At 45.0% G+C, this 25,330-nt stretch carries 21 protein-coding genes; 7 read left to right on the forward strand and 14 right to left on the reverse strand.

Annotated features, from left to right (window positions below; genetic code table 11):
* The first annotated feature begins 40 nt into the window (after positions 1-40).
* Positions 41-937, forward strand: coding sequence for an AraC family transcriptional regulator (locus ASL11_RS13605; RefSeq protein WP_056614861.1), 897 nt, complete (start codon positions 41-43; stop codon positions 935-937).
* An 84-nt stretch (positions 938-1,021) separates the two neighbouring features.
* On the opposite strand, the gene ASL11_RS13610 is transcribed toward ASL11_RS13605, so the two are convergent.
* On the reverse strand, positions 1,022-1,456 hold the full coding sequence (locus ASL11_RS13610) for a GNAT family N-acetyltransferase (protein ID WP_056614863.1): 435 nt from the start codon (positions 1,454-1,456) through the stop codon (positions 1,022-1,024).
* Positions 1,457-1,542: 86 nt separating this feature from the next.
* Positions 1,543-2,868, reverse strand: coding sequence for an MFS transporter (locus ASL11_RS13615; protein WP_056614865.1), 1,326 nt, complete (start codon positions 2,866-2,868; stop codon positions 1,543-1,545).
* 184 nt (positions 2,869-3,052) lie between these two features.
* Between ASL11_RS13615 and ASL11_RS13620 the strand changes: the two genes are divergently transcribed.
* The 4 genes from ASL11_RS13620 to ASL11_RS13635 all read left to right on the forward strand — a co-directional run bounded on the left by ASL11_RS13620 (position 3,053) and on the right by ASL11_RS13635 (position 6,443).
* Positions 3,053-3,817: a sulfite exporter TauE/SafE family protein gene (locus ASL11_RS13620; protein WP_056614867.1), complete on the forward strand. Its 765-nt coding sequence runs from the start codon at positions 3,053-3,055 to the stop codon at positions 3,815-3,817.
* A gap of 212 nt (positions 3,818-4,029) precedes the next feature.
* Positions 4,030-4,431, forward strand: a complete 402-nt coding sequence (gene panD, locus ASL11_RS13625; RefSeq protein ID WP_056614869.1) for an aspartate 1-decarboxylase — start codon at positions 4,030-4,032, stop codon at positions 4,429-4,431.
* Positions 4,424-5,170, forward strand: a complete 747-nt coding sequence (locus tag ASL11_RS13630; RefSeq protein ID WP_056614871.1) for a YheC/YheD family protein — start codon at positions 4,424-4,426, stop codon at positions 5,168-5,170. The genes panD and ASL11_RS13630 overlap by 8 nt, the downstream gene beginning before the upstream one ends.
* Before the next feature lie 34 nt (positions 5,171-5,204).
* Positions 5,205-6,443 (forward strand): threonine synthase, encoded by a 1,239-nt coding sequence (locus ASL11_RS13635; protein ID WP_056614872.1) that lies wholly within the window; start codon positions 5,205-5,207, stop codon positions 6,441-6,443.
* Positions 6,444-6,919: 476 nt separating this feature from the next.
* Here ASL11_RS13635 and ASL11_RS13640 read toward each other — a convergent pair whose 3' ends face one another.
* From ASL11_RS13640 to ASL11_RS13665, 6 genes are all read right to left on the reverse strand, one after another.
* On the reverse strand, positions 6,920-7,588 hold the full coding sequence (locus ASL11_RS13640) for a hypothetical protein (RefSeq protein ID WP_056614874.1): 669 nt from the start codon (positions 7,586-7,588) through the stop codon (positions 6,920-6,922).
* Between the two features lie 89 nt (positions 7,589-7,677).
* Entirely contained in the window at positions 7,678-8,307 is a 630-nt protein-coding gene (locus ASL11_RS13645; protein ID WP_056614876.1) for a hypothetical protein, read from the reverse strand.
* Positions 8,308-8,416: 109 nt separating this feature from the next.
* On the reverse strand, positions 8,417-9,283 hold the full coding sequence (locus tag ASL11_RS13650) for a DMT family transporter (RefSeq protein ID WP_056614879.1): 867 nt from the start codon (positions 9,281-9,283) through the stop codon (positions 8,417-8,419).
* A 41-nt stretch (positions 9,284-9,324) separates the two neighbouring features.
* Positions 9,325-11,550: a GDYXXLXY domain-containing protein gene (locus ASL11_RS13655; protein ID WP_082595426.1), complete on the reverse strand. Its 2,226-nt coding sequence runs from the start codon at positions 11,548-11,550 to the stop codon at positions 9,325-9,327.
* 77 nt (positions 11,551-11,627) lie between these two features.
* The gene (locus ASL11_RS13660) at positions 11,628-13,448 is read right to left on the reverse strand and encodes an ABC transporter ATP-binding protein (RefSeq protein WP_056614885.1); all 1,821 of its coding nucleotides are present in this window, start codon (positions 13,446-13,448) and stop codon (positions 11,628-11,630) included.
* Complete coding sequence (locus tag ASL11_RS13665) at positions 13,432-15,186, reverse strand: ABC transporter ATP-binding protein (protein ID WP_056614888.1); 1,755 nt, start codon at positions 15,184-15,186, stop codon at positions 13,432-13,434. Before ASL11_RS13665 ends, ASL11_RS13660 begins: the two co-directional genes overlap by 17 nt.
* Before the next feature lie 182 nt (positions 15,187-15,368).
* On the opposite strand from ASL11_RS13665, the gene ASL11_RS13670 reads away from it, so the two are divergent.
* Both ASL11_RS13670 and ASL11_RS13675 read left to right on the forward strand, forming a co-directional pair.
* Positions 15,369-15,575: a YrzA family protein gene (locus tag ASL11_RS13670; RefSeq protein ID WP_056614891.1), complete on the forward strand. Its 207-nt coding sequence runs from the start codon at positions 15,369-15,371 to the stop codon at positions 15,573-15,575.
* Position 15,576: 1 nt separating this feature from the next.
* Positions 15,577-16,494, forward strand: a complete 918-nt coding sequence (locus tag ASL11_RS13675) for an AraC family transcriptional regulator (protein WP_056614894.1) — start codon at positions 15,577-15,579, stop codon at positions 16,492-16,494.
* Positions 16,495-16,512: 18 nt separating this feature from the next.
* Here the strand turns inward: ASL11_RS13675 and ASL11_RS13680 are convergent, their stop codons facing one another.
* The 6 genes from ASL11_RS13680 to ASL11_RS13705 all read right to left on the reverse strand — a co-directional run bounded on the left by ASL11_RS13680 (position 16,513) and on the right by ASL11_RS13705 (position 25,329).
* Positions 16,513-17,472, reverse strand: coding sequence for an acetylxylan esterase (locus ASL11_RS13680; RefSeq protein ID WP_056614897.1), 960 nt, complete (start codon positions 17,470-17,472; stop codon positions 16,513-16,515).
* A gap of 24 nt (positions 17,473-17,496) precedes the next feature.
* The gene (locus ASL11_RS13685) at positions 17,497-19,143 is read right to left on the reverse strand and encodes a hypothetical protein (RefSeq protein WP_056614903.1); all 1,647 of its coding nucleotides are present in this window, start codon (positions 19,141-19,143) and stop codon (positions 17,497-17,499) included.
* A gap of 554 nt (positions 19,144-19,697) precedes the next feature.
* Positions 19,698-20,813, reverse strand: a complete 1,116-nt coding sequence (ald, locus tag ASL11_RS13690; RefSeq protein WP_056614905.1) for an alanine dehydrogenase — start codon at positions 20,811-20,813, stop codon at positions 19,698-19,700.
* A gap of 122 nt (positions 20,814-20,935) precedes the next feature.
* The gene (locus tag ASL11_RS13695; protein WP_056614907.1) at positions 20,936-22,591 is read right to left on the reverse strand and encodes a PucR family transcriptional regulator; all 1,656 of its coding nucleotides are present in this window, start codon (positions 22,589-22,591) and stop codon (positions 20,936-20,938) included.
* A 253-nt stretch (positions 22,592-22,844) separates the two neighbouring features.
* Positions 22,845-24,119 carry a hypothetical protein gene (locus ASL11_RS13700; RefSeq protein WP_056614910.1) on the reverse strand — a complete coding sequence of 425 codons (1,275 nt, stop codon included), beginning with the start codon at positions 24,117-24,119 and terminating at the stop codon, positions 22,845-22,847.
* Between the two features lie 121 nt (positions 24,120-24,240).
* A complete protein-coding gene (locus ASL11_RS13705; protein ID WP_056614912.1) occupies positions 24,241-25,329 on the reverse strand; it encodes a helix-turn-helix domain-containing protein in 1,089 nt (362 codons plus the stop codon).
* Position 25,330: the final 1 nt, after the last annotated feature.

The raw sequence follows: 25,330 nt of genomic DNA on the forward strand, positions 1-25,330 counted from the left end.
GACCTATACGAATTGCATCGAAAGATCAGGAGTGACACCCATGACGATAAGCGAAACGAACACGACCGAGTATCAGCGGACACATTTGAGGATGAGTCTGGTAATCCAAAAAGTCATTACGATGCATTACTTCGAGTTTGGTAAAGATTATTCGTTTAATGGGGAGAAACATGACTTCTGGGAATTTCTCTATGTTGATCGTGGCGAAGTGGAAGTTCATGCCGATGCTCAGCGCTATTTACTTAAACAGGGATCTATCATTTTTCATAAACCCAATGAATTTCATAGCTTCTATGCGACCAAAGGAAAAGCGCCCAATCTGATCGTCATGACGTTCGATTGTCATTCGAAAGCTATGCAATTTTTTGAGCAAAAAGTGCTGCATTTAGAAGATGAGGAACGTAATCTCCTTGCCCAAATCGTACGTGAGGGACAACAAGCCTTCGAATTCCCATTCGGTCATCCCCTTGTTCGCAGACAGGATGCGCCTGTTGGTAGTGAACAAATGATTCAAAGCTACCTAGAAATTCTCTTAGTGCGTCTGCTGCGGAAATCTGCTCAGGCGGAATCCGATACGCCTCTCTCTACGGTTGCTAAGGAGAAGTCAGTCCATGATTTGACTAGCAAAGTCATGAGTTACATGGAAGCGCATATCGATGCTCATCTAACGCTAAACGAAATCAGCCAAGTGTTCTGTGTAGGCAAAACACAGCTCAAGGAGCTGTTCAAAAAACATACGAACTATACGCTCATGGAATACTTCGCCAAATTGAAAATCGACCAAGCCAAAATCCTAATTCGCGAAGAAACGTATAATTTCACAGAGATATCTAGGCAATTGGGCTTCAGCTCCGTTCACTATTTCTCCAAAGCATTTAAGAAAGCAACGCTAATGAGTCCATCCGAATATGCTAGAACGGTCAAATCCCGCATGTAAGCACTTATCTTCCTAAAAGCCAAAAAATCCCGAGAAGCTGCCATTCGCAGTTCCTCGGGATTTCTCTTTGCTCGCCTTTGATGATTACTCTTCGTCTTCTTCCTCAACTTCATACGTACACAGGAACCGCTCTACGCCTGGATATTTCTCACCCAGACTGCGAATGACGAATCCAACATTGCGATAAAATTGCACAGCCTCTTCATCGGTTTCCACCGTAATGCGAACTGGCTGCATATCATCAATAATTTCAAGCAGCATACCGCGTCCGAAACCTTCTCCCCTGCTTTCAGGTTCAACTGCGAGATGCCGAAGCGTCATTTCTTGCTTCTCATTCAACTCAAAGCCAATAATGCCAACAGGTAAACCTTCCGATTCATAGGCAAATAACCATGTGTTTTCATTATTTTCATATTGACTGAGGGCTTCTTGAAGACTTTCAGGATCTGGAAACACACTATAGCCAAGTAATTGTTGAATATCACCCTCGTGAAGGCGGGATTTCACATTTAACAGCACGTACACTCACTTCTTTCTATATTCGTATATCTCTAATATTCTACTAATGGGTGATGACTGTCAACTTACGCCAATTGGCATGCTATCTATCCTGACAAGGTCGCTTGCTTCACAGTTCGAATGGCTAGTGGCACAGCAAAAGCAACTATGCTTGCTATTAACCCATAAACGAACATCCCATGAATGCCGGTGTAGAAGATGTCTGCTTTCGTTACAATCGAGCCCATTACCGTGACACTGACCGCCGTTCCAATGTTACGTGCAAAAAGCTGCAGCGAGGTCGAAATCCCCTTCTGATGGGCCTCGACTAACTGCTGAGCACCGATTGTTGACACCGTAAACAAAAGTCCAAAAGAGAGTCCCAGCATGGTAAGCGTGCTGAACACGTAGCCGAACGAGGTGCCTTCACGGATAAAGAATAGTAAAACGGCTGTGACGACAAGTAAAGCGTTCCCCGTTAACAGCAATGGTTTATAGCCGAAGCGTATCACCCATTTCCCACTCGGGATTGCGACAACCATCCACCCGATCGATGTGCCGAGCAGCGCAATTCCACTTACAAATAGCGAATGCCCTTGATTTTGCAAAAATAAAGGAATAAAACTGGACGTTCCGAAAAGAGCCGCACAGCTGAGAAAAGAGCCGCCTATCATCAATGCCACAGGCTTATTGCGCATCAACGTCATGGGAACAATCGGGGCAGCATGCCCTTTTTCATAGAGGAAAAATGCAATAAGCAGAACCACACCAATAGCTCCATAGATGTATGTATAGGAATGTACAACGGTTATTAGAAGTAAGGACGATATCCCCGCGGCAAATAATAGTGCACCCCAGTAGTCGATTACCGCTTTCTTCGGTTGATACACTTCTTTGTAAGGGAGCAACGCAAGTAAAGCAATGAGACATATCGGAACATTCACGAAGAAAATCCAGCGCCAGTTCAAATAGGTTACAAAAAACGTACCTAACGTAGGAGCTAGAATCGCCGCTAATCCCCACATGCCTGTGAAAAAGGCTTGAACCTTCCCACGCTGCTCCACTGGGTAAATATCGCCGGCAATAATGGATGGGAATGGCATCATCACCCCAGCACCGATCCCTTGAATCGCTCTGAAAATAATGAGCTGTACCATGCTATCTGCTAATCCGCAGAGGACTGAGCCCCCTAGAAATAACAATATACCCGCGGCATATATCCGTTTGCGCCCAAATAAATCCGATAAACGCCCTGCTAAAGGGGCAAGCACCGTAGATAGTACCATATAAGAGGTAAATGCCCAGGCATATAGGCTGTTTCCACCAATGTCATTCACAATGATCGGCATCGTTGTATTGGCAATTGTCGTGTCCATTGACGCGACTAACATGGCCAGTACGATACTGACCATCACGGTAGTTCGATTACGCATGAATTGTCCTCCCTAAGCTGACTTTGACACATCTATCCATTGTACCTGATTCCAGAAATGATGAATAGCAAGCGATTTACTCGGGATAGTGACGAGCCTGGAAAATTTCTCTTTACAAATACCTTTTGCAGGACTAAAATTAATCCAATATGTTTAGTGGGTAATGAAAAGAGGACATGACAACATGACTTTGAGTATTATTCTAATGGGTGTAATTGTTGGATTTCTGGTCGGAATGACAGGTGTTGGCGGCGCTTCCTTGCTGACTCCCATATTAATTTTAATTGGCATTCATCCTTCCATTGCTGTAGGAACAGATCTTCTTTATAACTCGATTACGAAGCTTTTCGGTACGGTCCAGCATTGGCGGCAGAAAACAATCGACTTTAAACTTGTGAAAATGCTTGCCCTAGGCAGTATTCCAGGTGTCGTTCTTGCCGTTGTGTTCCTGAAATTATTCGATTCTTTCTTCGATAATCAAGAAGTGATCATCAAGCACGCTCTCGGCTATGTGTTAATTCTGGTAGCCTTCGCAACGTTATTTAAGGTATTCTTCGGGCATCGACTGAAAGAAAATCGTTGGCAGCTCCAATCTTTAGAAGAGAAGCGCTGGTTGACGATTACGATTGGCGCCGTTCTTGGCTTCATTGTTGGGCTAACGTCCATTGGCTCTGGCTCTTTATATGCGATTGCCATGCTCTACTTTTTCCGAATGATTCCCGCTCAGCTCGTGGGTACGGATATCGCGCATGCCTTCCTACTCTCCTCGACAGCAGGTATTCTACATGCCAGTATGGGGAATGTGAACTACACACTCGTCTTTAATCTTCTGATTGGTTCGATCCCTGGTGTACTCATCGGCAGTATGCTCGCAACGAAAGCACCTACAACTGTACTTCGTACGATTATTGCCACCTTAGTATTAATTAGCGGTCTTAAATTAATTTAAAGTTGCAGCAGAGCCATAGGCTTTGCTTTTTTTTGTTTAAGAGGAGACCCCCCCCCTGTCGGATTCTGCGGTTTCCCGGGAAATAGCAGAATTATTTCCTGCTATGCCGCGCCCATTTTTCCATACAAATAGGCTCATACCTACACCGTGATACGACCCTCACTCATACGCTGTGAAGAACAACATGTGATCATAAAGGAGCGCTACTGCACATGCAGCGACTAATGTGTAAAGGGAAGATACATCGTGCGACTGTAACGGAAGCCGATTTGGATTATGTAGGCAGTATTACGATTGATGGACTACTGATGCGCAAGGCGAATATCCATCCGTATGAAATGGTTCAAGTCACTAGCCTGCGCAATGCAACCCGCTGGAAAACGTATGCGATTCCCGCTCCAGAAGGCTGCGGCAAAATCGGATTAAACGGTCCGCCGGCCCACCTCTTCTCTCCCGGAGACCTCGTGATCATTCTCAGCATGGGACTCATGGATGAAGAGGAAATACGTGTGCTCAAACCACAGGTCGTTTTCGTTGATAGTCATAATCAACTACTTCAAGTGGAAGAACATGATCTCGTCATTCAAAGGCAAGAAGAGAAAGCTAATGAGTAATCTATCCACGAGTAAATGGACGAAATATAAACTACTGCGCAAATCAAAAAAACTTCAAGCGTTTCTGCCTGAAACAGATTGGTTGAGTGAGAGCAGCTTCTGGCGCATGCTGACCAAATATGGTCAAATCATTCTAAAACCGACTGGCAGTTATGGCGGGAATGGCGTTATTCGGGTCAAAACCGTAGGAAGCTCTTCCTATGAGGTCCATGATGGTGCCAAACGCCGAACGTATACGAAGCTAGATGAGATCAATGCATTTGTTAAGAAGAAAGCAAATAAAAACTACATCGTCCAACAACGTATCCGCCTTGCCACCAAGAATGGCCGTCCCTTTGATATGAGAGTGATGGTTCAACGACACACGAAGTCTAGTTGGCAAGTGACAGGGATGCTCGCGAAGGTGGCCGGCAAAGGCTTTATTGTCACGAATATTCGCATGAGCGGTGGCCGTGTAGTTACTGTAGAGAATGCTATCCGTGGCTCTGAACTTAAGGACATGCAGAGTTCTGAGCTCCTTGCTGAGCTGCATGCCGTTGCACTCCGTTCAGCCGATCAGCTAGGTCCTTCCTATCGTTGGGTCAAAACGATGGGGATCGACATGGCCTTCGATAAGCAAGGACATGTTTGGATAATTGAAGTAAACTTCGCTCCTATGCTCGAATTATTCTTAAAGCTGCCTAATAAAGCTACCTACCGTACAATCAAATCATTTCATGCACGTAGGAAGCAAACATGATCGCTCCTACTAGAGATGCTGAGGAGGTCCAGATATGAAACAATGGGAGCTGCATTGCTCACGATGTTCTGCAAAACTGCCCTTCCGCTATCAAGATATGAAATGCACATGCGGCGGCACTTTATTGGTTAACTATGATCTTGAGCACGTTGCACAAACGTTCACGAAAACATCCCTTACTCTGCGTTATCCTTCTATGTGGCGATATCACGAACTACTTCCCATTCACGATCCGTCCCATATCGTTTCCTTAGGTGAAGGCTGGACGCCTCTACTGCGACTACCCGATTGGGAGAACAAGCTATCGCTCAAACGTCTATGGATCAAACGAGAAGAACAAAATCCAACAGGCAGCTTTAAATCACGCGGATTCTCGGTCGCGGTTTCCCTATTGAAACAAGCCGGAGCAACGAAAGCTGCAGTTCCGTCCAACGGGAATGCAGCCAGCGCTTTAGCCGCCTATGCAGGAAGAGCCGGCATTCAAGCGTTTGTTTTCATCCCTATGGATTGTCCCTCTCTCATTGTAGATGAATGCCCGATGTACGGAGCAACGACTGTACTCGTCGATGGCTTTATTCATGATGCTGCCGCGATCATTGAGTCTGGCCGCACCGAGCAAGGCTGGGTGAATGTCGGCACATTGAAAGAACCCGGCCGTGTAGAAGGCAAAAAGACGATGGGGCTTGAACTTGCGGAGCAGTTGGGCTGGACGTTCCCCGATGTGATTATTTATCCCACGGGCGGCGGCTCCGGCATTATTGGCATGTGGAAAGCATTCTTGGAGTTGAAGGCATTAGGCTTCATTGATTGCGACATGCCGAGATTCGTTTGTGTACAAGAGGAAGGCTGTCAGCCTATTGTGGATGGTTTGAATAAATCGTTGAGGGGATCGAGTGTAAGCAACACGGCTTCGCTGCCTGTTGGGGATAGAATTATTCCCAATCCAACAGGAATGCGTGTTCCGAATCCGCCGGATTTGGAACTGCTTCTGTCCATTGTCAAGCAAAGCGGTGGAACTGCCATCGCGGTGTCCAAAGAGCAAATTGCCCAAGCCACGCATAGCTTAGGCTCGGAAGGTATTTCCTCATCTCCCGAAGGCGCGGCAACTTGGGCAGCGATGCTTGCCCTTAGTGATCAAGGCTGGCTTCGCCCCACGGACACCGTGGTACTTTTCAACACTTCGCATGCGATGAAGTATGCAAAGCTTGGGACAAGTGCGGCTATTCCTATCATTCGGACATACGATGACTTTATGCTTTATCGGAACATTTAGCTTTGTTTGATGGTGGGGCAGGAGATAGTCGATTTTTTCGACTATCTCACTGCCTTTTACTTCTCTTGGGCCGGAGATAGTCGATTTTTTCGACTATCTCACTGCCTTTTGCTTCTCTCCGGCCGGAGATAGCCGATTTTTTCGACTATCTCACTGCCTTTTGCTTCTCTCGGGCTGGAGATAGTCGATTTTTTCGACTATCTCCTCGCCTTTTGCTTCTCTTGGGCCGGAGATAGTCGATTTTTTCGACTATCTCGGCGCCTTTTACTTCTCTTGGGCCTGAGATAGTCGATTATTTCGACTATCTCACTGCCTTTTGCTTCTCTTGGGCCAGAGATAGTCGATTTTTTCGACTATCTCGGCGCCTTTTGCTTCTCTTGGGCCAGAGATAGTCGATTTTTTCGACTATCTCCGCGCCTTTTGCTTCCCTCGGGCTGGAGATAGTCGATTTTTTCGACTATCTCAATGCCTACCCCTCACTTGCTGCGATGCAAAAGTGCTATGGCTTTTTCAGTGATCAGGAATTGATAACTTCTTGTCAGACTTCCACCACTCGGGCTCAGTAAGCCTTTGGATAGCAAGCCTCGTAATATTTTGCTACAAGTTACTCTCGTAAGCTGCAACCAGTGGCACACTTCCTTTACATTTAAAGGCTTATTACTTGTTAAAGCAAACCTCAAAATCTCCCGCTCATAAACCGGCAACTCGTGCAAACCTACTGCTTGCGCATTACCGAATCGGCCTATCCATTCGTACAGGTTTCTTTGGCAGAAACTCGGTTTTTTCTCAAGCTCATCTCGGTTAAATGGGAAATAGGTATACCCGAGCATCGCAACACTTCGAGCACGTGCCCTTTCGAATGAGAAACGGTCTCTTGTTATTTTCTCAGCGTGCGTAATGAAGCTGTCCTCCTCGAACACAATCCGCAATGTGGGATGACAAACGTCCCCATATATCTTCACACCTGACAAACTTAACATTTCATATTCAAGTTCCAACCCATCAAACGAGCCTAATACAGGCAACAGCACCTCCTTTAAAAGTATCTTCGTTCCCGTCAAATCCCTACGCAACATCTCCAGCCTTTGACCTTGTGCATGATGAACTTGCTCATTCCAAAAGACCTCATACTCCTTCTCAAACAAATCAATCGCCTCCTAAACAAATAAAAACGCCGCCAACTCCTACAAACAGGAGCTAGCGGCGTGTGCTTCACGCATGAATCATTGCTATCTTATTGACCTAAATTATTTTCTTCATACAAGCGGTACATCGCTTGAATCAACGGTTCTGCTGGGTCACGATTCAATAAATATAATGTCATTAAATATTGAAGCGGAAGTGCGCAAGTGTTATTACCGTCTTCGACAGCAACAAATCCAGCTTCTAGTACAGGACCATGCTCCTCATGAAGCTCTAGATCTACGTAGATCTTCTGTTCAGGGAACTCCTCACGAACGGCTGCCGCACAGTAAGGAACAATATGCTTGTCCAACAGTTCTTTGGCTTCATCTTCGGATTGAGGCGGATTCGGAAGAAGATGACTTTCTTCGCTTCTCAATAAATCAACGAAAAATGAGGACATCCATAGTCCTGCATTTGGATTCGTTTGGAAGTTTCGCATAATTTCATTCAAGAAAAATCCGCATGCCGTGGACTTTTCGTCTTTTTTAAGTGTAAAAGCAAACATCGGACCGTAGGTTGGGTTATTGCCAATTTGTCCATCAACTTCATACTCAGGGAACTGTTCTTTCACAATTTCTTGGATATGTTGAAACCATGTAATAATGACTTGGGCTTGATCACGTTCTGGATCATGTTCAATCTCTTCAGTTGCTTGTGTTTCGATATCTTTGTCTGTCATTGTCGTTATAGCCTCCTGAATCATTCTTAATGGCACGAATATTTCTATTGTAACGCATTTACGCCAGTTCAGAAAGTATATGTTGTAATTTACATGCCGAAATGCACTCTCAAGAAGCAACTAGCTTCATCATAAGGATGCCAACCATCGCAATTGCTAAACCGGATTGTTCAAGTTTTGAGAATTTGTCTTTCAAAATAAATCGCGTATACAACAGTACGATCAGTACATTCAGAGCGACAACCGCCGAAACCAATCCGGTAATTCCGTTCGCAAATCCATGTATGATAAGAATCATTCCCATGACATTCGTAATACCAACGCCCATTCCAAATAGGAACGTTTTGCGTTCTGTCCAAGCACTTCCCCCTGTTTGCTGCGCAGCGCCCACCTTCTTATCTTTCCACCACCAGATGGCGAAGCAAATCGTGCCTGTTGCAAACATAAAGAACAAGGTCGGAAATAGCGAAGCATGCACGAGAGTTGTCCATTTACTGGACAAGTCGTTGGCTGCAAATAAGAGGAGTGCGATCACACCCCAACCCGCACCTTGTAGGTTTTTCAAAGTAATATCGTTGGAATACCTGACGAATAAAATGCCAATGACAATTACAACAAAAGCAAACAGCTGAAGCAAGTTCAGCCGTTCACCCCACAGGATATATGCAAATAGTACAACTACAACCGATGGCAATCCTGTCAAAATAGCAACTAAGGAAGCCTTGCCGACTGCGAAGCCTTTGAACATGCTGGCGTTGGCTCCAAAGGAGAACAACCCCATTTGAATCCCAATAAACGCCGATATTTCCCATTCCGACTGCCAAATTAGGGCACATGCTAAACTTACGACCGCTCCCATTGCAAATGTGCCACAGAGTAGAACGTTTCGATTTAGCGATTGCTGACTAGACCAATGATATAAAATTCCTCGCAGCCCAAAACATAGCGCCGCGAGGACGGAAAATAGTAACCACATGATGTTCGTTTCCTCATTCTTTCATTATTAAAAATATTGATTTATTTCTCTGTTAATCGTACTAATATCGCATCCCCGTTGGCGGATACTTTGACCTCAGCGAACTTGGCATTCTGTTCATACGTTCTTCCAGTGCCTTCTGGGATGAAGAAATTCTCGATACCATACTTAATTCCTTCATAACCCTCTCTTTCACCATTCAAGCGGACTTCATCAGGGGCAAGTTGATCTCCATCTTTGTACTCCCTTCGGAACTCATACACCGTTGAAGCTCCGCTTGGGCCTAGAACAACGGCTATTTTTCCATTGGAAGTCCGTTCTTCTACGTTGTCTTGATAGATTGGAGGCTCTGAAATCGTGTAGCGTAGACGAACATAGTCCCCTTGAATTAAAGAACGCGGATCCAACGGCTGCAGCTGCAACTTGATCAGCTTCCCGTGACTAAGAAGATACTCACTCTTGCCAATTTGCAAAGACATAGCCGCTACTTGAAGTAACACTAATAAGGCAATGATCCAACGATTCGAACCATAACCCGTTTGCAGAAGCGAAGCATCGTCTGTGTCGAGTCCCTTCTTCTTCTCAATCCACACTGTAATTCCAATGATCAAAATACCGATAATCGCGAAACTAATGGATTTATGCAGAAGCTTCCACGCCAAATCGTAATATTTGTATACAAGGAAAGCGATCCAGAACCCCATCGACCAATCAAATAGCCATTTGATATGAAGCTGTCTGCTTATCAGAATGGCCGCTAGAACGAGTACAAAGAAAAGCACGTTCGTCGTATAGTACCACCCTGATTCTGTGATAAAGGTTAGGGCAAACAGTGCTAATAAGAAAGTGGGATAGCTGCTGTATAGGACGGGCTCGCGGTAGGTTGATAGACGAATCACCTGACCACCTGCGAAGAGCAGGAAGAGTAAACCCGCAAGAATACTAAGAACAGCAACGCCACTATGGTTCCAATCATATAAGACAAAAGCTAAGATAATTACAGAGGCTTGGAAGAACAGGATCCTTGTAATCAGTCCCTTTAAAAATACAAAAGCCACAAGTGTTAAAGCTAAATAGATGAGCAGCATTAACGATTTGTCTGTGACAACGGCTGCACCAGTCCCCAACATAAGTCCACTTATCAAGATAGTAAAGCGAGCTAATACATTGAACCCTCGCGCGGCTAACATCCCAATCACAGCTACTAAGCCATATCCGATTAAAATATTAGCAGGTTCATCAAACCCTAACACAACAGTCACGAGCCCAATCAGCGTGAAACTTCCTAACAGAGAACCGATGATAATGACAGAAATGGTAAGAACGCGTACGATCCACTTGGTGAAGTCTCCATCGCCTTTGGTTTCCGTCGTTGCGTCCACATCTGTTCCCGCTTCATTCTTCTCAGATGATGGCTTCCAAGCGCGCACATAGTTCATAAACATCACATTGGCACCGATAAACACGATCACGAACAACAAGCTCACGATAAAAAAGAGTTCATTATGGTACTCGATAATCAATTCAATATACTTCGTGGTAATCGCGGCTGAAATCCAAAGCCCTGCGAACAGCAGATAAACTTTACTCTGTGTTCGATGTGCATACAGGACGGCTGCTGCCAGCGCTGCAATGAGCGGCAAGTTCATCCAAATCCCATAATTCTCGAACATATGAGATACCGACATGATAACGAAAATACAAAGTGTCGCTTGAAAGGTCACCCATTTGAGAAATGGGGAATGTATGATGCCCTTCTCAAACAAGACGAACAAGGTACCGTTCACGATCGCAAGCCCTAACCAGATAACAAGTGTAGTTCCCTCGGCTTCGGAAAAACTCCCCCATTTAGGAAAGAAAAACAGTCCATATGCGAGATGTCCAAGTATATAACTCAAGACATAATAGGGCTGCCACCTTGTAAGGATCGCATACAGAACTGCTGGTAGAGACCACACTAGAAACAAACTATAACTATCCGCGTGTGAATTATAGGTTTGGCCGATCAACCCGACCCCAACTCCAAAAGAAATACAGCTGGCAAACAAACTTAACTTACTTAAAAACTCTCTTCCCACTTGGCGGGAAAGCCAAACGGATAGCCCGTAAAACCCCAATATAAGGACAAATATAGGAATAAATTTCTCTAATCGGTTCAACTTCTCCCAGTTAGAAGCAAAGAAGTAACCAATAGCAGTTAAAAGAGCACTAGCCCCCAGAACATAACCAAGTTGAACCATGGTTTTGTTGGAATTCATGCTATTCATCTCCTCTCTTACTATGCTTCTAATTCTACAGGAGATCGCTGATTTGAGAAGTACTATCTATTCCTAGTACCTGATCATTAGCCTATGGATGAAATACGACCATCTGCTTCATTCTCTTGAGCATGACTTCCTTGTGAATGATGCACGAGTTGTTCATAAATGCCTTGCATGGCGAGTAACTCGGTGTGTGTGCCTTCTTCAACAATTTCCCCATGACTCATCACGATAATACGGTCGGCATGCATAATTGTTGATATCCGATGCGCAATCACGATGGACGTTCTTCCTTCAGCAACAATGTTCAGGGCCGTTTGTATGAGCTGCTCGGTTTGTGAATCCAAATTAGCCGTAGCCTCATCTAGAATAAGAACCTTGGGTTGGAATACAATGATACGCGCAAAAGAAATCAATTGCCGTTCACCTGCCGACAGCCCGCTGCCTCTCTCTGAAATCCGGGAGTCATACCCGTCCTTCATCCGTGAAATGAGCGCATCTGCTCCGACCAATTTGCAAGCTTCAATGACCGTCTCTCGTGAAATCGCAGTGTCAAACATCCTTACATTTTCAAAAATACTTCCCGCATATAAATAAGGTTCTTGCTGGACCAAACCAATCGTTCGATGGAGATCTGTCTGTGAAATGTCCCTAATATCAATACCATCTAACCGTATGGCGCCTCCCTGCACGTCATAGAAGCGACACAGTAGACTGATCAGAGAGCTTTTGCCCGCACCTGTTGTGCCTACAACACCAATCATTTCCCCAGGAGCGATATGTAAATCCAAATCTTCAATGACTGCCGTATCCTTCTGATACCCGAAATGAACATGATCAAACTGAATGTCTCCTTGGACATTAACAAGCGGAATCAATTCTGAAACCTCTCGGTCCTTTACTTCCGGTTGCGCCGAGAAAATATTCCAAATCCGACTCATGGATACTTGGGTAGATTGAAGTGTATTCCATTGCTGAGTGATGTTATTAATAGGCTGAAAAAACTGTCTAATATACGTAATAAACGCGTAAAGCACACCAAACTCGATCGCTTTATCGAAGACAGCAATACCACCCACCCAAGTAATAAAAGCGATCGATAAATTCCCCAATATGTCAAAAGAGCGGTTAAATAACACACTTGTTCGAATCTCTCTTAGATTGGCTCTGAAATACCCAGTGTTCTTATCCGTAAAGCGACTCATTTGCTCCTTCTCTTGATGGAACGCTTGAATAAGGTGCATGCCTGATAAGTTTTCAGCTGTGAACGCTACCATTTGCGATAACTTGGATCGTGAGAGCTGGTACGTCTTGCGCATATATGTACGGAAACCTACCGCGATGAGGACGATGATAGGAATGACGATCATACTATACAACGTCAGCATCGGATCCAAATGATACATGAGCACGATAATGAAAATCAATGTCATGCTGTCACGTACTAAGCTTAAGAGCACTTGGGTGAAAAACTGGTTCAACGTTTCCGTATCACTAGACACATGCGTGATCAGGCTTCCGCTCGGCGTTTTATCATAGTAGGACATCGACTGCCTGAAAATATGTTGAAATAAATCTTTACGGATTTTGGCTACAATGCTTTGACCTGCGAATTGCAGCAAATTATTTTGTAAGTAACTGAAAAACATGCTAGAAATAGATAATACCCCGTACAGCAAGCAAATCTTGATCAGTGCGTTGAAATCATTTTTCCCAATCATGAGATTGTCGTCGATTGCAATTTTGACCAAATATGGCTGAAATAAATCTGCCGCGATACCTAATAAGGCACATACAACAACAGCAGCAAACGTGAGCTTGTGCGGTTTGGCGTACACAGCTAACGAACGAAAGGAAGCTTTCGATTGACTCTGGTCTTGTGGACGTTTATTCCGCTTGAACATCGTCGTTACCTCCTTCTTGAATAGCATACAGCTCCGCGTATAAACCGTCTTGGGCTAACAGTTGATGATGGGTGCCCCGCTGAACAATTCTTCCTTCATGCAGCACGATGATTTCATCGGTGTGCTTAAGAGCAGAAATCCGGTGTGCAATCCAGATCGTCGTCTTATTCGTTCGTTCTTTCCGAATCGCATCAATAATGTGCTTTTCCGTTACCGAATCTACGGCACTGACGCTGTCATCTAGAATCATTAAAGGCGAATCTTTGATAATTCCTCTTGCTAAGCTCGTTCGTTGACGTTGTCCCCCTGATAAGGTTACCCCGCGTTCACCTAGCTTCGTCTCAAATTTTTCTGGAAAAGACACGATGCTGGACAATATTTGTGCTTTATTGGCAGCACGTTCCACTTGTTCTATAGAGGATTCCCTTTTGAAGAAGGCAATATTATCCCGAATGGATGTACTGAACAAAAAGCCCTCTTGCGGCACGTAAGCGATTTGATTCCGCAGACTTTCAAGCGTCACATCACGGATATCGCTATCTCCGATCCAGACTGTTCCTTCCGGCGGATCGTAGATTCGCAGCATGATTTTCATCAGCGTAGACTTCCCGCTGCCCGTTTTGCCAATGATACCGATTGATTTCCCTGGTTCAATGGTCAGTGAGATATCATGAAGCACTTCATCCTCATCATCCGGATATGCAAAAGACAGATGCTCAATACGAATCTCTTCCTGATCTAGGTGCGTAGGTTGAGCAAGCTCATTCTGCTTAATGTCAGATTCCTTCGCTAGTAACTCATTAACCCGCTCCAAGGAAGCTCGTGAACGCTGCAGCGCATTAATGACACGCCCAATTTGCTGTAAGGGATTCACCATCATCCGAATATACAACGTTAATTCAACGAAATGACCAATCGTAATACGCCCATGAATCGTCAAATAGCCCCCGAAGGCAATCGCAATAATTAGCGATACCGCACCCAGAAACGGAATTAACGCTTCAAATAAAGAGGAAAGTCGTACTAACCGAAGTTGGTTGTCTCGAATCCGATCGACCGTTTCGCTAAATCTGCTAATCATGATCGGTTCTACCGCGAATTTCTTTGCAACACGGATGCCTCCAAATTGCTCTTCGGCTGACTCAGTCATCGTACCTAATGCTTCCTGAACTTGTAAGGAGCGCTGCTTGATGACTGGCTGAAACTTAGCGGATAACACAGGAATTAGTAATAAGGGCACGATACAGATCAGAATGACGTACAACGGAATGGAGCTAAACAACATCGAAACGATAGCGGCAGCTATTAAAATAACGGAGTTCGTAATCTGGTTGATCCCGAGTGAGATGGACTCTCGAATAACTGTCACATCATTCATCACATAGCTTAGCAGCTTACCGACACCATTTTGGGAATAAAAAGTTGCTCCAAGCCGGGTAAAATGATCAAATAATCGATTTCTCGTTTCGAACTCGAAGCGTCGACCGCTCCGCATAATCATGTATTGTCCTATCGCGCACAATACGCCAAAAGTCACGCCAATTACAAGCAGCTGCACGCTGTACTGCGCAATTAAACTTTTACTGAGTCCACCCTTCTGGAGCTGGTCCGTAAACATGCCTAGCAGTTTGGGATAGTACGAGTGCACAATATTCCCTACCGAAATCAAGAGTGCGGCGATGACATACACCAGCCAATTCTTAAGCAAGAAATCAACCAATAACCGTGTCGGCTTCAAAACGACATCACTTCCTATTACAATTTTGACTCGCTTGTAAGTCTTTCTCCATGTATTAAAAACGTCCGATCCACGCATTTTCCAGTATACGCCTATTCAGTTCCACTTCCTATATCAGATATTGACGTTATAATAAGAGAAGTCGTCATAAATTTACATAGACCTATAGGAGGCGCAGGATCATGGACTTTATTTTAGATCGTATCGAAAATAAAATTGAGTTTTTTCAGGCTTATGATTTAAAAACACTTGAAAAGAAAATCAATGATCAAGTCGACAACAACAAGGCGCTAATGCTCGATGTTTATGCCATTCAGCACAATATCGTATTCGACCCGAATGCGGGGAAAATGCTATATAGCGCTGTTGTTCATTTCAAAGTGAAATAGCATGACGATGAAGCGCATCATTACGGAATCGGGTGGCCACTTATATTTCGTTCCCGAACTGCCCATTTATGTAAATCGTGTTCATGAGTCCTTCGACTTGCAACAGCATACCCATGATTTCATTGAAATCAGCTATGTGGCAGAAGGCAGAGGTTCCCATTATATAGAAAATGTCAGTATGAATGTTACGAAAGGCGACCTCTTCTTCCTGCCTGTTGGCATATCCCATGTGTTTCGTCCCGCATCTACGAATCAGAACAAGCCGCTCATCGTATATAACTGTATTTTCACACAGGCATGGATGAACCAATTACTTCAGCATGCAGTGACAATGGGAGAGCAAGAAATTCCACTTTTTTTTCAAAAAGCAACCGATCCTCATGGCGGTGTAGAATTCCTATCATTTCATGAACAAAATGGTGAATTTCAACCGTTGTTTGAACGATTACATTTCGAGTATAAAGCTCGACGAGCTGGTTTTATTACTGTTATGCAGTCGTGTGTTGAGCAGCTGTTCGTCTACATGCATCGAGCGAAGTTCGATCCGGATTCTTCTGTTCCTCACACTAGCATGAAAAGCATCGAAAATTTGCTGACTTATATTCGGATGAATTGCAGCGATCCGATTACGTTAGTCGAGGCAGCTGCAAAGCTTTCATTGAGTGAACGCCAGCTCCAACGACAATTGAAAAAGCTCACAGGCATGAGCTACACAACCTATGTGCAGCATGCACGGTTGGAAGCGTGTTGTCAGTATTTACGCGAGTCCACTGATAAGATCAGCGTTATCGCTGCGCGTGTTGGATATCAAGATATGAAATTCTTCAATCAGCTTTTCAAAAAAATGATCGGTGTCACACCGCGTCAATACCGCCAGCAGCAAGCTGAGCGCAAAAAACCACTCGCATCAATTGAATGAGAGTGGTTTTTTAATTTGTTAAAGATCTAACATAAATTGGAAAGTCAAATCACCGAAACCTGGCAGTCCTTCATGTCCGAAATCCGGGAAGATTTCTAGTTTTTTGTTTGCAGTGATTTTATTATAAGCCGCAAATTGGGTAGACGGCGGGCATACCGTGTCCATGAGACCTACGGCCATCATCACATCACCTTGAATACGATTAGCTAGGTTTTGAATATCAATATAGCCTAATTTCGTGAAATATTCTTCCTCACGTTTGTGCTGTGGGTCATGACGGCGGAAAAAGTCTTTCAACTCTTGGTAGGCATCCTTTGCCAAATCCATCTCCCATACGCGCTTGTAGTCACTCAGGAATGGATAGACGGGTGCTAATTTCTTAATGCGTGGCTCAAGTGCTGCACAAGCAATCGTTAAAGCACCGCCTTGTGACCCCCCCATTGCGCCTACACGTGCAGGGTCTACTTCAGGCATACTCATCGCAATGCCAGCAAGCTGTGCGGTATCTAAGAAAATATCACGGAACAGGAGCTGATCTGGGTGATCATCCAATCCACGAACGATGTGTCCTCTTAGAGTCGTCCCTTTGGTTCCGCCAACATCCTCCGAGAATCCACCTTGACCACGGCAATCCATGGAGAAGAAGGAATAGCCAAGCGCTGCATAAGAAAGCTTATCGTTCCAATCACCCGAATTACCGGAGTACCCATGGAACTGCACAATCGCTGGATGTGGCTCAGTCACATTCTTTGGACGAATATATTTCGCGTAAATGCGAGCACCTTTAACACCTGTGAAATACAGATCAAAGCAGTCCGCATACGGTACTTGAAATTCACTAGGGCGAAGTTCGATTTGCGGATCTACCGCCTTCATTTCAGCGATTGCACGCTCCCAATACGTATCAAAATCTTCGGGTCTTGGATTTCGTCCTTCGTAAGAAAGAAGCTTTTCTAATGGATAATCAACTGCTGGCATGTGTCCATCCTCATTTCTATGAATTTAAGCGATCGTATACGAAGTGAAATCGATGACCTCACCATCAATGAGTTTACGGATTTCCTTCGTTGGATCGCCGCTTAACAACAATGTTTGATTGGACAAGGAAGTATATGTAATCGTGTTATTTGCACCGTATGTAGGTTGCTTGGCTTTCATCATTTCTGCAAAATGGTGAACATCGCGAATGCCGAGTGACTCTGCATTTGCTTGATCAACGCATTCGACGACGACTGCATTTGTTCTACCTCGACTAGTGACAAAACAACGATCCTCCAGAACTTCACGATGATATGGTTGCTGGATGTATACGGCCATTAAAGCGTTACCTACCCGTCCAAATAGTCCGTTTGGTGACTCAACCCACTCACCTAGCGGCAAGCACCCTTTGATGTAGGTAGGCTGGTCTTCTGGTATGGAATAGGTAGCCATAATAACTTGTTTATGAAAAAGCACTTCTGTGTATTCGCTTTGATGACGCAAATCTCCTTCTGGCTGCTCCAAATCTGGATGGAAAAAATAAGCATGATTCACACCTTGTACGTGATCAAGCGGGAACGCAATGTCCCAGCGATGCTGTTCGTTATCGAACTCGCGAATTCGTTCCCACATACCGCCCATTGCAAAGCTTTCTGTGAAGTATACATAACTATGGAGATGATCATTCTCATGCTGAGCTTGACCGATTTGTTTAGGAATTTGTCGTTTAATTTCGACGGGGACTGATGACCGATGCAAGGCAGTTTGAATGGTTTGGGCTGGCGCTTTATATTCAAGGAATCCCGCATATTCGGTTCTTGGCATGTTCGCCGGCAGTTTGAAGTCCCCGTATTGCACATAATCGTGCAGCACATTCGTATCCTTAGGCATGTCATGCGGCCAAATCCGCGCGTGCGGACCTGCCCAAGCGCCACCCAAGTAGAACGTCGCTCGCTCGCTCCACAAATAATCCAGCATGCGAGCTAGCTCACTTCGGATTGCTGTATCTTGGATCAACTGCCACGCACAGGTGAAAGCCTGCACCCAATGCCAGAACCACGGGAGACCACCGTATTCTGTCATCCCATTGGCTGTGACTCGTTTGAGTGTTAATTGCAGACTTTCGTAACCATCTTGGACTAAAACGGCATCTTCATAGCGTTGTCCGAAAATCAGCTTCGCAGCCGTATATTTGGCTTCGTGATGACCATAACTTGTTAGCGGTTTCCGATAAAAGTTGCTGTCGTAAATATGGCGAAGCGTCTTATCAAATGCTACACGAAGCGCTTCACTCAACTGCTCTTGATATCGCTGGGCAAAATAAACCATCAAGCTCCCCATGAGCTCAACTGGCAATGTATTCTTAGACGCCTCTTGAGGCGTTGGTCTTAAATTAAGTGGCCAGTGACCATAAGTGCTACTAGCTGGATCTTGATCTTGAATCTCAAGTAGATGAAGGAAAACACCCTCTGCTTTATCCCTCGCTTCCTTACGATCGCCTTCGAAGGTGATCGTGGGATCCACAGAAGCAGCGAATAGATAGGATGCGTAATAGAAATTGTCACGCACGTCCCCTTCGAATAGAAAACCATTGCTCAGAACTGGCTGTTTATAAGCTGCATGCGCAATATTCGCAATAATTTCGTCTTGGCGTTGCTGTATCGTAGTCAAGTTGTCATCTCCTATTGAGTAACATAGTCAAGTGAAGAACATTTTTAAGTTCAAAACACGTGTTGAAACGTTTCACTTCACCAATTTTATATGTTAATAAATGTAGCGTCAATGCGAATTTGCTAGGATAGGGATGCTAGTTGGGTTGGGTTGGGTTGGGTTGCTTACACTGCTTCAAGGGGCTCCCTTTCGTCTCCTGAGTTAGTGTTAACAGATTAACTGGAAATTGTACAGCTATTTCGCTTATATCCCCTTGGAAAATCAGATTAGATGTAAAAAATGTATTTAATTTCTTCAGTTTTCCTCAATACAGTCAAATTTCTTGAAATTAACTTCAGAAAATCCATCTAATTTCCATTTCAACGGAATTGCCTAAGCATTAACTGTATAAAATCCATCTATATCTATCCGGAGCGTACAAATCTTATTTAAAGCACCTCATCGCTTACTCTAGGAAAGCTTATCGTCACTTTCATCAATTCCATTTTGACTTTAAACATCCCCTGCCCATGAAAAAGAACCTCCGCAAACCTGCGGAGGCCCCAAATTCTGATCTATCGAATCAGCGAATAAATATCCGTGTACGCATAGCCATGAGCCTCAGCGACGGCTTGATACGTGACATGTCCTTGTGTCACATTAATCCCCTTAGCGATGGCTTTGTTATCGAGCGCTGCACGCACGAAACCTTTGCCTGCAATTTGTAGACCATAGCTGGTCGTCACATTCGTCAACGCTAATGTAGAGGTACGCGCCACGGCTCCCGGCATATTGGCTACGGCATAATGGATGACCCCATGCTTCACATAGGTTGGCTGATCATGGGTTGTAATGCGGTCGATCGTCTCAATCGATCCGCCCTGATCAATGGCAACGTCGATGATCACACTGCCTGGACTCATCGTTTTTACCATTTCCTCGGTGACGAGTCGAGGTGCGCGAGCGCCAGGAATCAGTACCGCGCCAACAACGAGATCCGCACGGCGTACTACTTCAGCGATGTTGTAGGGATTGGACATGATCGTTTTCACACGGCCCTGAAATTGATCATCCAATTGACGAAGCCGGTCGGCATTCAAGTCAATGATCGTTACGTCAGCACCGAGCCCGATGGCCATTTTAGCTGCATTTGCGCCGACGATGCCGCCTCCGATCACAGCTACTTTCCCTGTTTCAACGCCAGGGACACCACCAAGCAGAATGCCTTTGCCGCCATGAGCTTTCTCTAGAAAATGAGCACCGATCTGCACAGACATGCGTCCAGCCACTTCGCTCATCGGCGTTAGGAGCGGCAAGCTCCCGTTCTCGAGTTGAATCGTTTCGTAGGCGATGGCTGTTACATTTTGACTAACCAGGGCATGCGTTAATTCCGCTTCAGGAGCAAGATGCAGATACGTGTACAATATCAAACCATCATGAAAGTAACCATATTCTTGAGGCAGTGGTTCTTTCACTTTGACGACCATGTCCGATGACCATACTTCCGCTGCGGTTGCAACGATTGTTGCACCAGCCGCTGCATAATCCTCGTCTGTGAAACCAATGCTGTGCCCTGCTAACGTTTCGATCCGCACTTCGTGTCCTGCCTGTTTGTATGAAAGCACCGAACTTGGTGTCATGCCAACGCGAAACTCATTATTTTTAATTTCTTTCGGAACGCCAATAATCATGCCCCATCAACCTCTCTTGAGGACCCCCTAATGAAAGGATCGCTCTCTACTTGTCTCCAAGTATAAGAGAGATTGTGGCACATGCCATTAGACATTTTGTCAAAAAACTACCGCTTTTCTTTTCACAATTTCTTTTCTGGATGAAGGAGCTGATAGGCTCTGATTCCCACTTGTAGCGCCAATCTTTTCTCAGGAAGCATATAATCAGCGCCTAGGAGCTCTTCAATTTTGTCCAATCGATAATAGAGAGATTGTCTCACGATAAAAAGCTGCTGCGCAGCGATTTGCTTCGATCCATCATGGTCGAGATACACTTTAAGCGTTCGCAGCAGTTCGCTGCCTTTTAGATTATCGTGATCAATAATTGGACCGAGATAGGATCGGACGAATGACGCCAGTATTCCTTTGTCCGCGATATGAAATAACAGTTCGAATACGCCTAGCTCATCATAAAACATGACGTTCTTCTGCTGCAGCGTAACTGTTAATGACAACGCTTGAAGCGCTTCCTGATAGCTGCGATAGGCGTTCAAAAAGCTTTGAATAGGCTGTCCAATACCGATCTTCAACCGAGTCCCCGCGTGATCCTTCATCCCTTGAAGCGACTCAAGCACATGCTGCAAACGCTCCTTAGCTGGCTTTTTAGGAGCTTTATCGAATGCAAGAACAACAAGTCTGTTATGTTTTAACGTAATGATGGGATAAAATAGCTGCCCCTCAAAAATCGATCTAGCCGCAAGCGACAAATGAAGACCCGCAGATTCGATTCCTTCCTCTTCCGCAGTCATACCATCTTCTTGCTCCTGCTCAAATTCGATCAAGAGAACCTGATACGTTAGCGCATTCAGACGTTTAAATTCACCACCGATTAGATCTTTGATCTGCTCCTCCTGATGAATGCGCATATGAAGCAGATCATCTACCCACAGTGTTTGGGAATACAATTTCCGTTCTTCCATGTACCGTTTCCGCAACAAATCCTGTGCAATAGACAGAGAGGCTGAGTCTAGAATTAAATATTCATACTCCTGCGGCTTACGATCAAGCACGAGCATAATGTGGGCCCAGGTTTTACCCATAGCCCCAACAGGCTGAACGATTACGGATTGTCCCTCTATGTCTTCAAAATACAACCCTGCTCCTGTTTCGTCATACCCGCTTTCTGTACTTCTGCTTGCAAGGAAAGTCAGCCATTGCGCTGACTCCCGTTTGCCAAGCGGCGGAGTGAATTTCGGCCCAGCATCGATTGGCACATAAATAACTTGACCTTTGGTGCTGCTTTGCAATAAAGCAAGTACATGCGTGACACCTTGGGAAGATAACGTCATCCGATGAAATTCACGCGATATTTTCTCCAAATCCTGAAGTGCCTTATGATGCTGATTAATAATATGAGCATGGATATCCTGCGTGATGTCAATAAATCGAACCGCTTCTGGGAAAATAATGAGCGGGAAATCGTGAGCCTCGGCCGCATCCATCCATTCTTGGGGAACTGAACTTATATAGTGTCCCATCTCGATACAAAGACAGGTTACGTTTCTGTGGATTAACTGCTCTAGATAGGTCATGAACGATTTCGTATCGTTCTTAAATGCGGCACCTGTCGTTAGGATCATCTCGCCTCCTTGCAACAGTTGTTCAAACTGAATCACCTCGATAATGTGAACCCAGCGTACCAATCGTCCTAAGCCCATTTTGCCAGCCGCGATATAAGCATGTTGAAATGAGGGGCGTGCTAATATCTCTTCAACGGTTAATTGATAGTTTTGATGCATGTAAACTCACTTCTCTCTACTCGTTCTCGATCTAATCTTCTCTAAAAGTTATCCACAATCTTCGTCATAGAGTATTTGTGGATATAAAATGCATACGTTCAATTAGTTACATTTTCAGTGTACACGAAAATCTAATAAGATTCATATTCCTACGCCAACATCCGAATGCTTCCTTCAAACATGAAAATGCCGCTAGCTCTTAGAACAATGAGCTAACGGCGTATGAGCCACATGTACAATCAACTTTTCCCAATTACAGTTCTATCGAATTTCTGATCCGAAGCACATCTTCATTCGCTTGACGGACCAATTCCGCGAACTCTTCATACGGTTCGTCTGCAAGATCCAGCAGCCCATAATTCCCAATCAAGCCTTGCGGATTCCCATAGTCGTACATGGCGAACCAATGCGTTCCCACAACGAAGGGCAACCGGGCCGCTTCTTCCACAAAGTTCCGATACGTTTCTCCCCTGCGGGACTGATTCCTAACAAGGACATTACGGGCTCCATTCGTATTGATCAGGAATCCCGCTTCCCTACCCGCACAGAAGCTGAATTCAGTTATCATAAATGGCAAGCCAGTTCTATCGTGAATGTGACTCATCCAACGTTCAGGCAGGTCGAAACTATAAAAGTTCAACGTGATGACATCGGCATAGTCTTTCATCACATCAAAAACAATCTCTGGTGTACTCGTTCCAACCATCCGGTCACCCAGATTAAGTCGGTTTGGATCATATCGCTTGAGCGCAGCCGATGTCGTTTGGTAATACACCTCTGCAATTAGACGAAGGAAAGCCATTTTATCCGCTTCCAGCGCTTCAGGATGATCCGCTCGGTAAACCGCAATATGCGCCAAATCTTCGAAACCCATATATTCGGAACCCCATGTCTCATTCAAACTCTCAATCGAGCTATGGTGTTTCCTCAACATCTCAATCCAAGCCAACTTGCCGTACCCTCTTGCCGGCTGTTCCAAATAGTCGTCAACTAGGCTCGTATCATTAGCACCGTTGCCAGGGTCATTGTTGCCCCATTTGCCCCCGTGTCCCCACCAATGTATTTCATTATCGGTATAATACCCAATAACACCCGGATCGTTCAATAGGGCTTCACCACGCCCGCTCATAAAGCAATCCAGACATGCACGTTCGACAGAAGCATGGAATTTGGGGTCGAAAACATCAGGGAAGCCTGTCCCCCAATCCGTATTCACCTTCGGCGCAAATCTGGACATGCGGATTTCAACTGTTTTCGGTGTGCCGTTTCCCCAATAGAAGGGTTCGTGCCAAGCGCCTAATGTGTTGAAGCCGAACTGCTCAATCTGGCTCAGCTTTTCCGCAGCCCATTTGGGAAACCATTCACGATTCCCGCCATATTTGTGTACCAGATCCGTTTTCAGCCAATGTGCCTGATCCACGATCTGATTATGCACACCATTTACACCAACGGAATAAAAAGGAGTGTTTTCCGGCGAAATAAACGCCCAATTCCCATTAAATTGCCCAACTTTATAGAGTTGACTCATGCTACTCCTCCTAAGAGCTAATGAATAAGAACGCTTTATTCTCAGTTTAGGGGAATCGATTCTCCGTCACAATGAGGGCATGGCACGATATAGATCGGAATAGTCGGAAACTGAATCTGACTTAACGCTCCATTCGTTTTTTGAATTCGGCGGGAGTTAAGCCAAACTGTTCTTTAAATACCTGAGAAAAGTGAACACTGTTATCGTATCCTACATCGTGTGCAATCTCATAAATTCGCTTATCGGTGCCTAGCAGCAATTCTCTCGCTTTCCCCATCCGTATTTGAATCAAATAGTTCCAAACCGTCGTTCCGGTTTCCTGTTTGAATAAATGGGCGAAATGATTCCTGCTTATCGCAACCTGATCCGCAATTTCCTGCAAATTCAGCTTATCTGCGTAATGGTCGTTTATGAATGCTTTTACCTCTTCTATCGCCCTGCGGGACGGTTGGTCCTTAACGGCTTGTGTGACTGCAAAAATCCGTTGTGCCCCTTCCTCCAGACGGCGAACCGCACACAAGCGGAAATAGCTGCGAACTTTATCTTGCAGAATCGTCTTTTCCCAAAGGCCTAAATCTTTGCCCTCTTGCAGCTCAATTTTGACCTTTTCTTTCTTGAGCTCTTCCACAATCATTTCCAACCATGCCATGGAAAGGGGATTTAACAAATAGAATCGGTCTCCTGCCAGACTCTCCAACATATCCAAGGTATCCACGACTAAGAGCGGAAGCGTCTCGAGCTGAACGGTCTGGATGTGCAGTACCCATCGCTGAAGCATGTCCTGATGATGAGGAATCGATCGCATGAACAGCATAGCGGCTTCCGCTCGCCGCTGCGTGGCCACCTCACCGATTGCTCGGGCAAGAGCTCCATTCAGCTGCTCCTGGTCCACAGGCTTGATAATATAATCGATGGCTCCGAGCTGCATACTTGTTTTGGCAAATTCAAATTCGTCATAGCTGGAAACGACCACAGAAATCATCCACGGATATCTCTCGTTGACCTTCGCAATCAGATCCAGCCCGCCCATCAGCGGCATTTTGACATCCGTCACACAGATATCCGCGTAATGTTCCTCCAACCATTCCAGAGCCTTCACACCGTTGGCTGCCAAGCCAGAAACAACGGTTTCCTCGCTGAATTGCTCGATTTTGCTTGCTAAACTCGACCGAATAAGGTGCTCGTCATCTGCGATAAGTACACGGAACATT

Origin of the sequence: Paenibacillus sp. Soil750, assembly GCF_001428045.1 — a bacterium.
Lineage (GTDB): Bacteria > Bacillota > Bacilli > Paenibacillales > NBRC-103111 > Paenibacillus_E > Paenibacillus_E allorhizoplanae.

Excerpts from the sequence above, each read along its gene's own strand:
- ASL11_RS13660 (WP_056614885.1), bottom strand. The coding sequence starts at position 13,448 with ATGTTCAAGCGGAATAAACGTCCACAAGACCAGAGTCAATCGAAAGCT.
- ASL11_RS13655 (WP_082595426.1), bottom strand. The coding sequence starts at position 11,550 with ATGAATAGCATGAATTCCAACAAAACCATGGTTCAACTTGGTTATGTT.
- ASL11_RS13705 (WP_056614912.1), bottom strand. The coding sequence starts at position 25,329 with ATGTTCCGTGTACTTATCGCAGATGACGAGCACCTTATTCGGTCGAGT.
- ASL11_RS13630 (WP_056614871.1), top strand. The coding sequence starts at position 4,424 with ATGAGTAATCTATCCACGAGTAAATGGACGAAATATAAACTACTGCGC.
- ASL11_RS13675 (WP_056614894.1), top strand. The coding sequence starts at position 15,577 with ATGACGATGAAGCGCATCATTACGGAATCGGGTGGCCACTTATATTTC.
- ASL11_RS13645 (WP_056614876.1), bottom strand. The coding sequence starts at position 8,307 with ATGACAGACAAAGATATCGAAACACAAGCAACTGAAGAGATTGAACAT.
- ASL11_RS13670 (WP_056614891.1), top strand. The coding sequence starts at position 15,369 with ATGGACTTTATTTTAGATCGTATCGAAAATAAAATTGAGTTTTTTCAG.
- panD (WP_056614869.1), top strand. The coding sequence starts at position 4,030 with ATGCAGCGACTAATGTGTAAAGGGAAGATACATCGTGCGACTGTAACG.
- ASL11_RS13620 (WP_056614867.1), top strand. The coding sequence starts at position 3,053 with ATGACTTTGAGTATTATTCTAATGGGTGTAATTGTTGGATTTCTGGTC.
- ASL11_RS13615 (WP_056614865.1), bottom strand. The coding sequence starts at position 2,868 with ATGCGTAATCGAACTACCGTGATGGTCAGTATCGTACTGGCCATGTTA.
- ASL11_RS13680 (WP_056614897.1), bottom strand. The coding sequence starts at position 17,472 with ATGCCAGCAGTTGATTATCCATTAGAAAAGCTTCTTTCTTACGAAGGA.
- ASL11_RS13650 (WP_056614879.1), bottom strand. The coding sequence starts at position 9,283 with ATGTGGTTACTATTTTCCGTCCTCGCGGCGCTATGTTTTGGGCTGCGA.
- ASL11_RS13605 (WP_056614861.1), top strand. The coding sequence starts at position 41 with ATGACGATAAGCGAAACGAACACGACCGAGTATCAGCGGACACATTTG.
- ald (WP_056614905.1), bottom strand. The coding sequence starts at position 20,813 with ATGATTATTGGCGTTCCGAAAGAAATTAAAAATAATGAGTTTCGCGTT.
- ASL11_RS13700 (WP_056614910.1), bottom strand. The coding sequence starts at position 24,119 with ATGAGTCAACTCTATAAAGTTGGGCAATTTAATGGGAATTGGGCGTTT.
- ASL11_RS13635 (WP_056614872.1), top strand. The coding sequence starts at position 5,205 with ATGAAACAATGGGAGCTGCATTGCTCACGATGTTCTGCAAAACTGCCC.
- ASL11_RS13695 (WP_056614907.1), bottom strand. The coding sequence starts at position 22,591 with ATGCATCAAAACTATCAATTAACCGTTGAAGAGATATTAGCACGCCCC.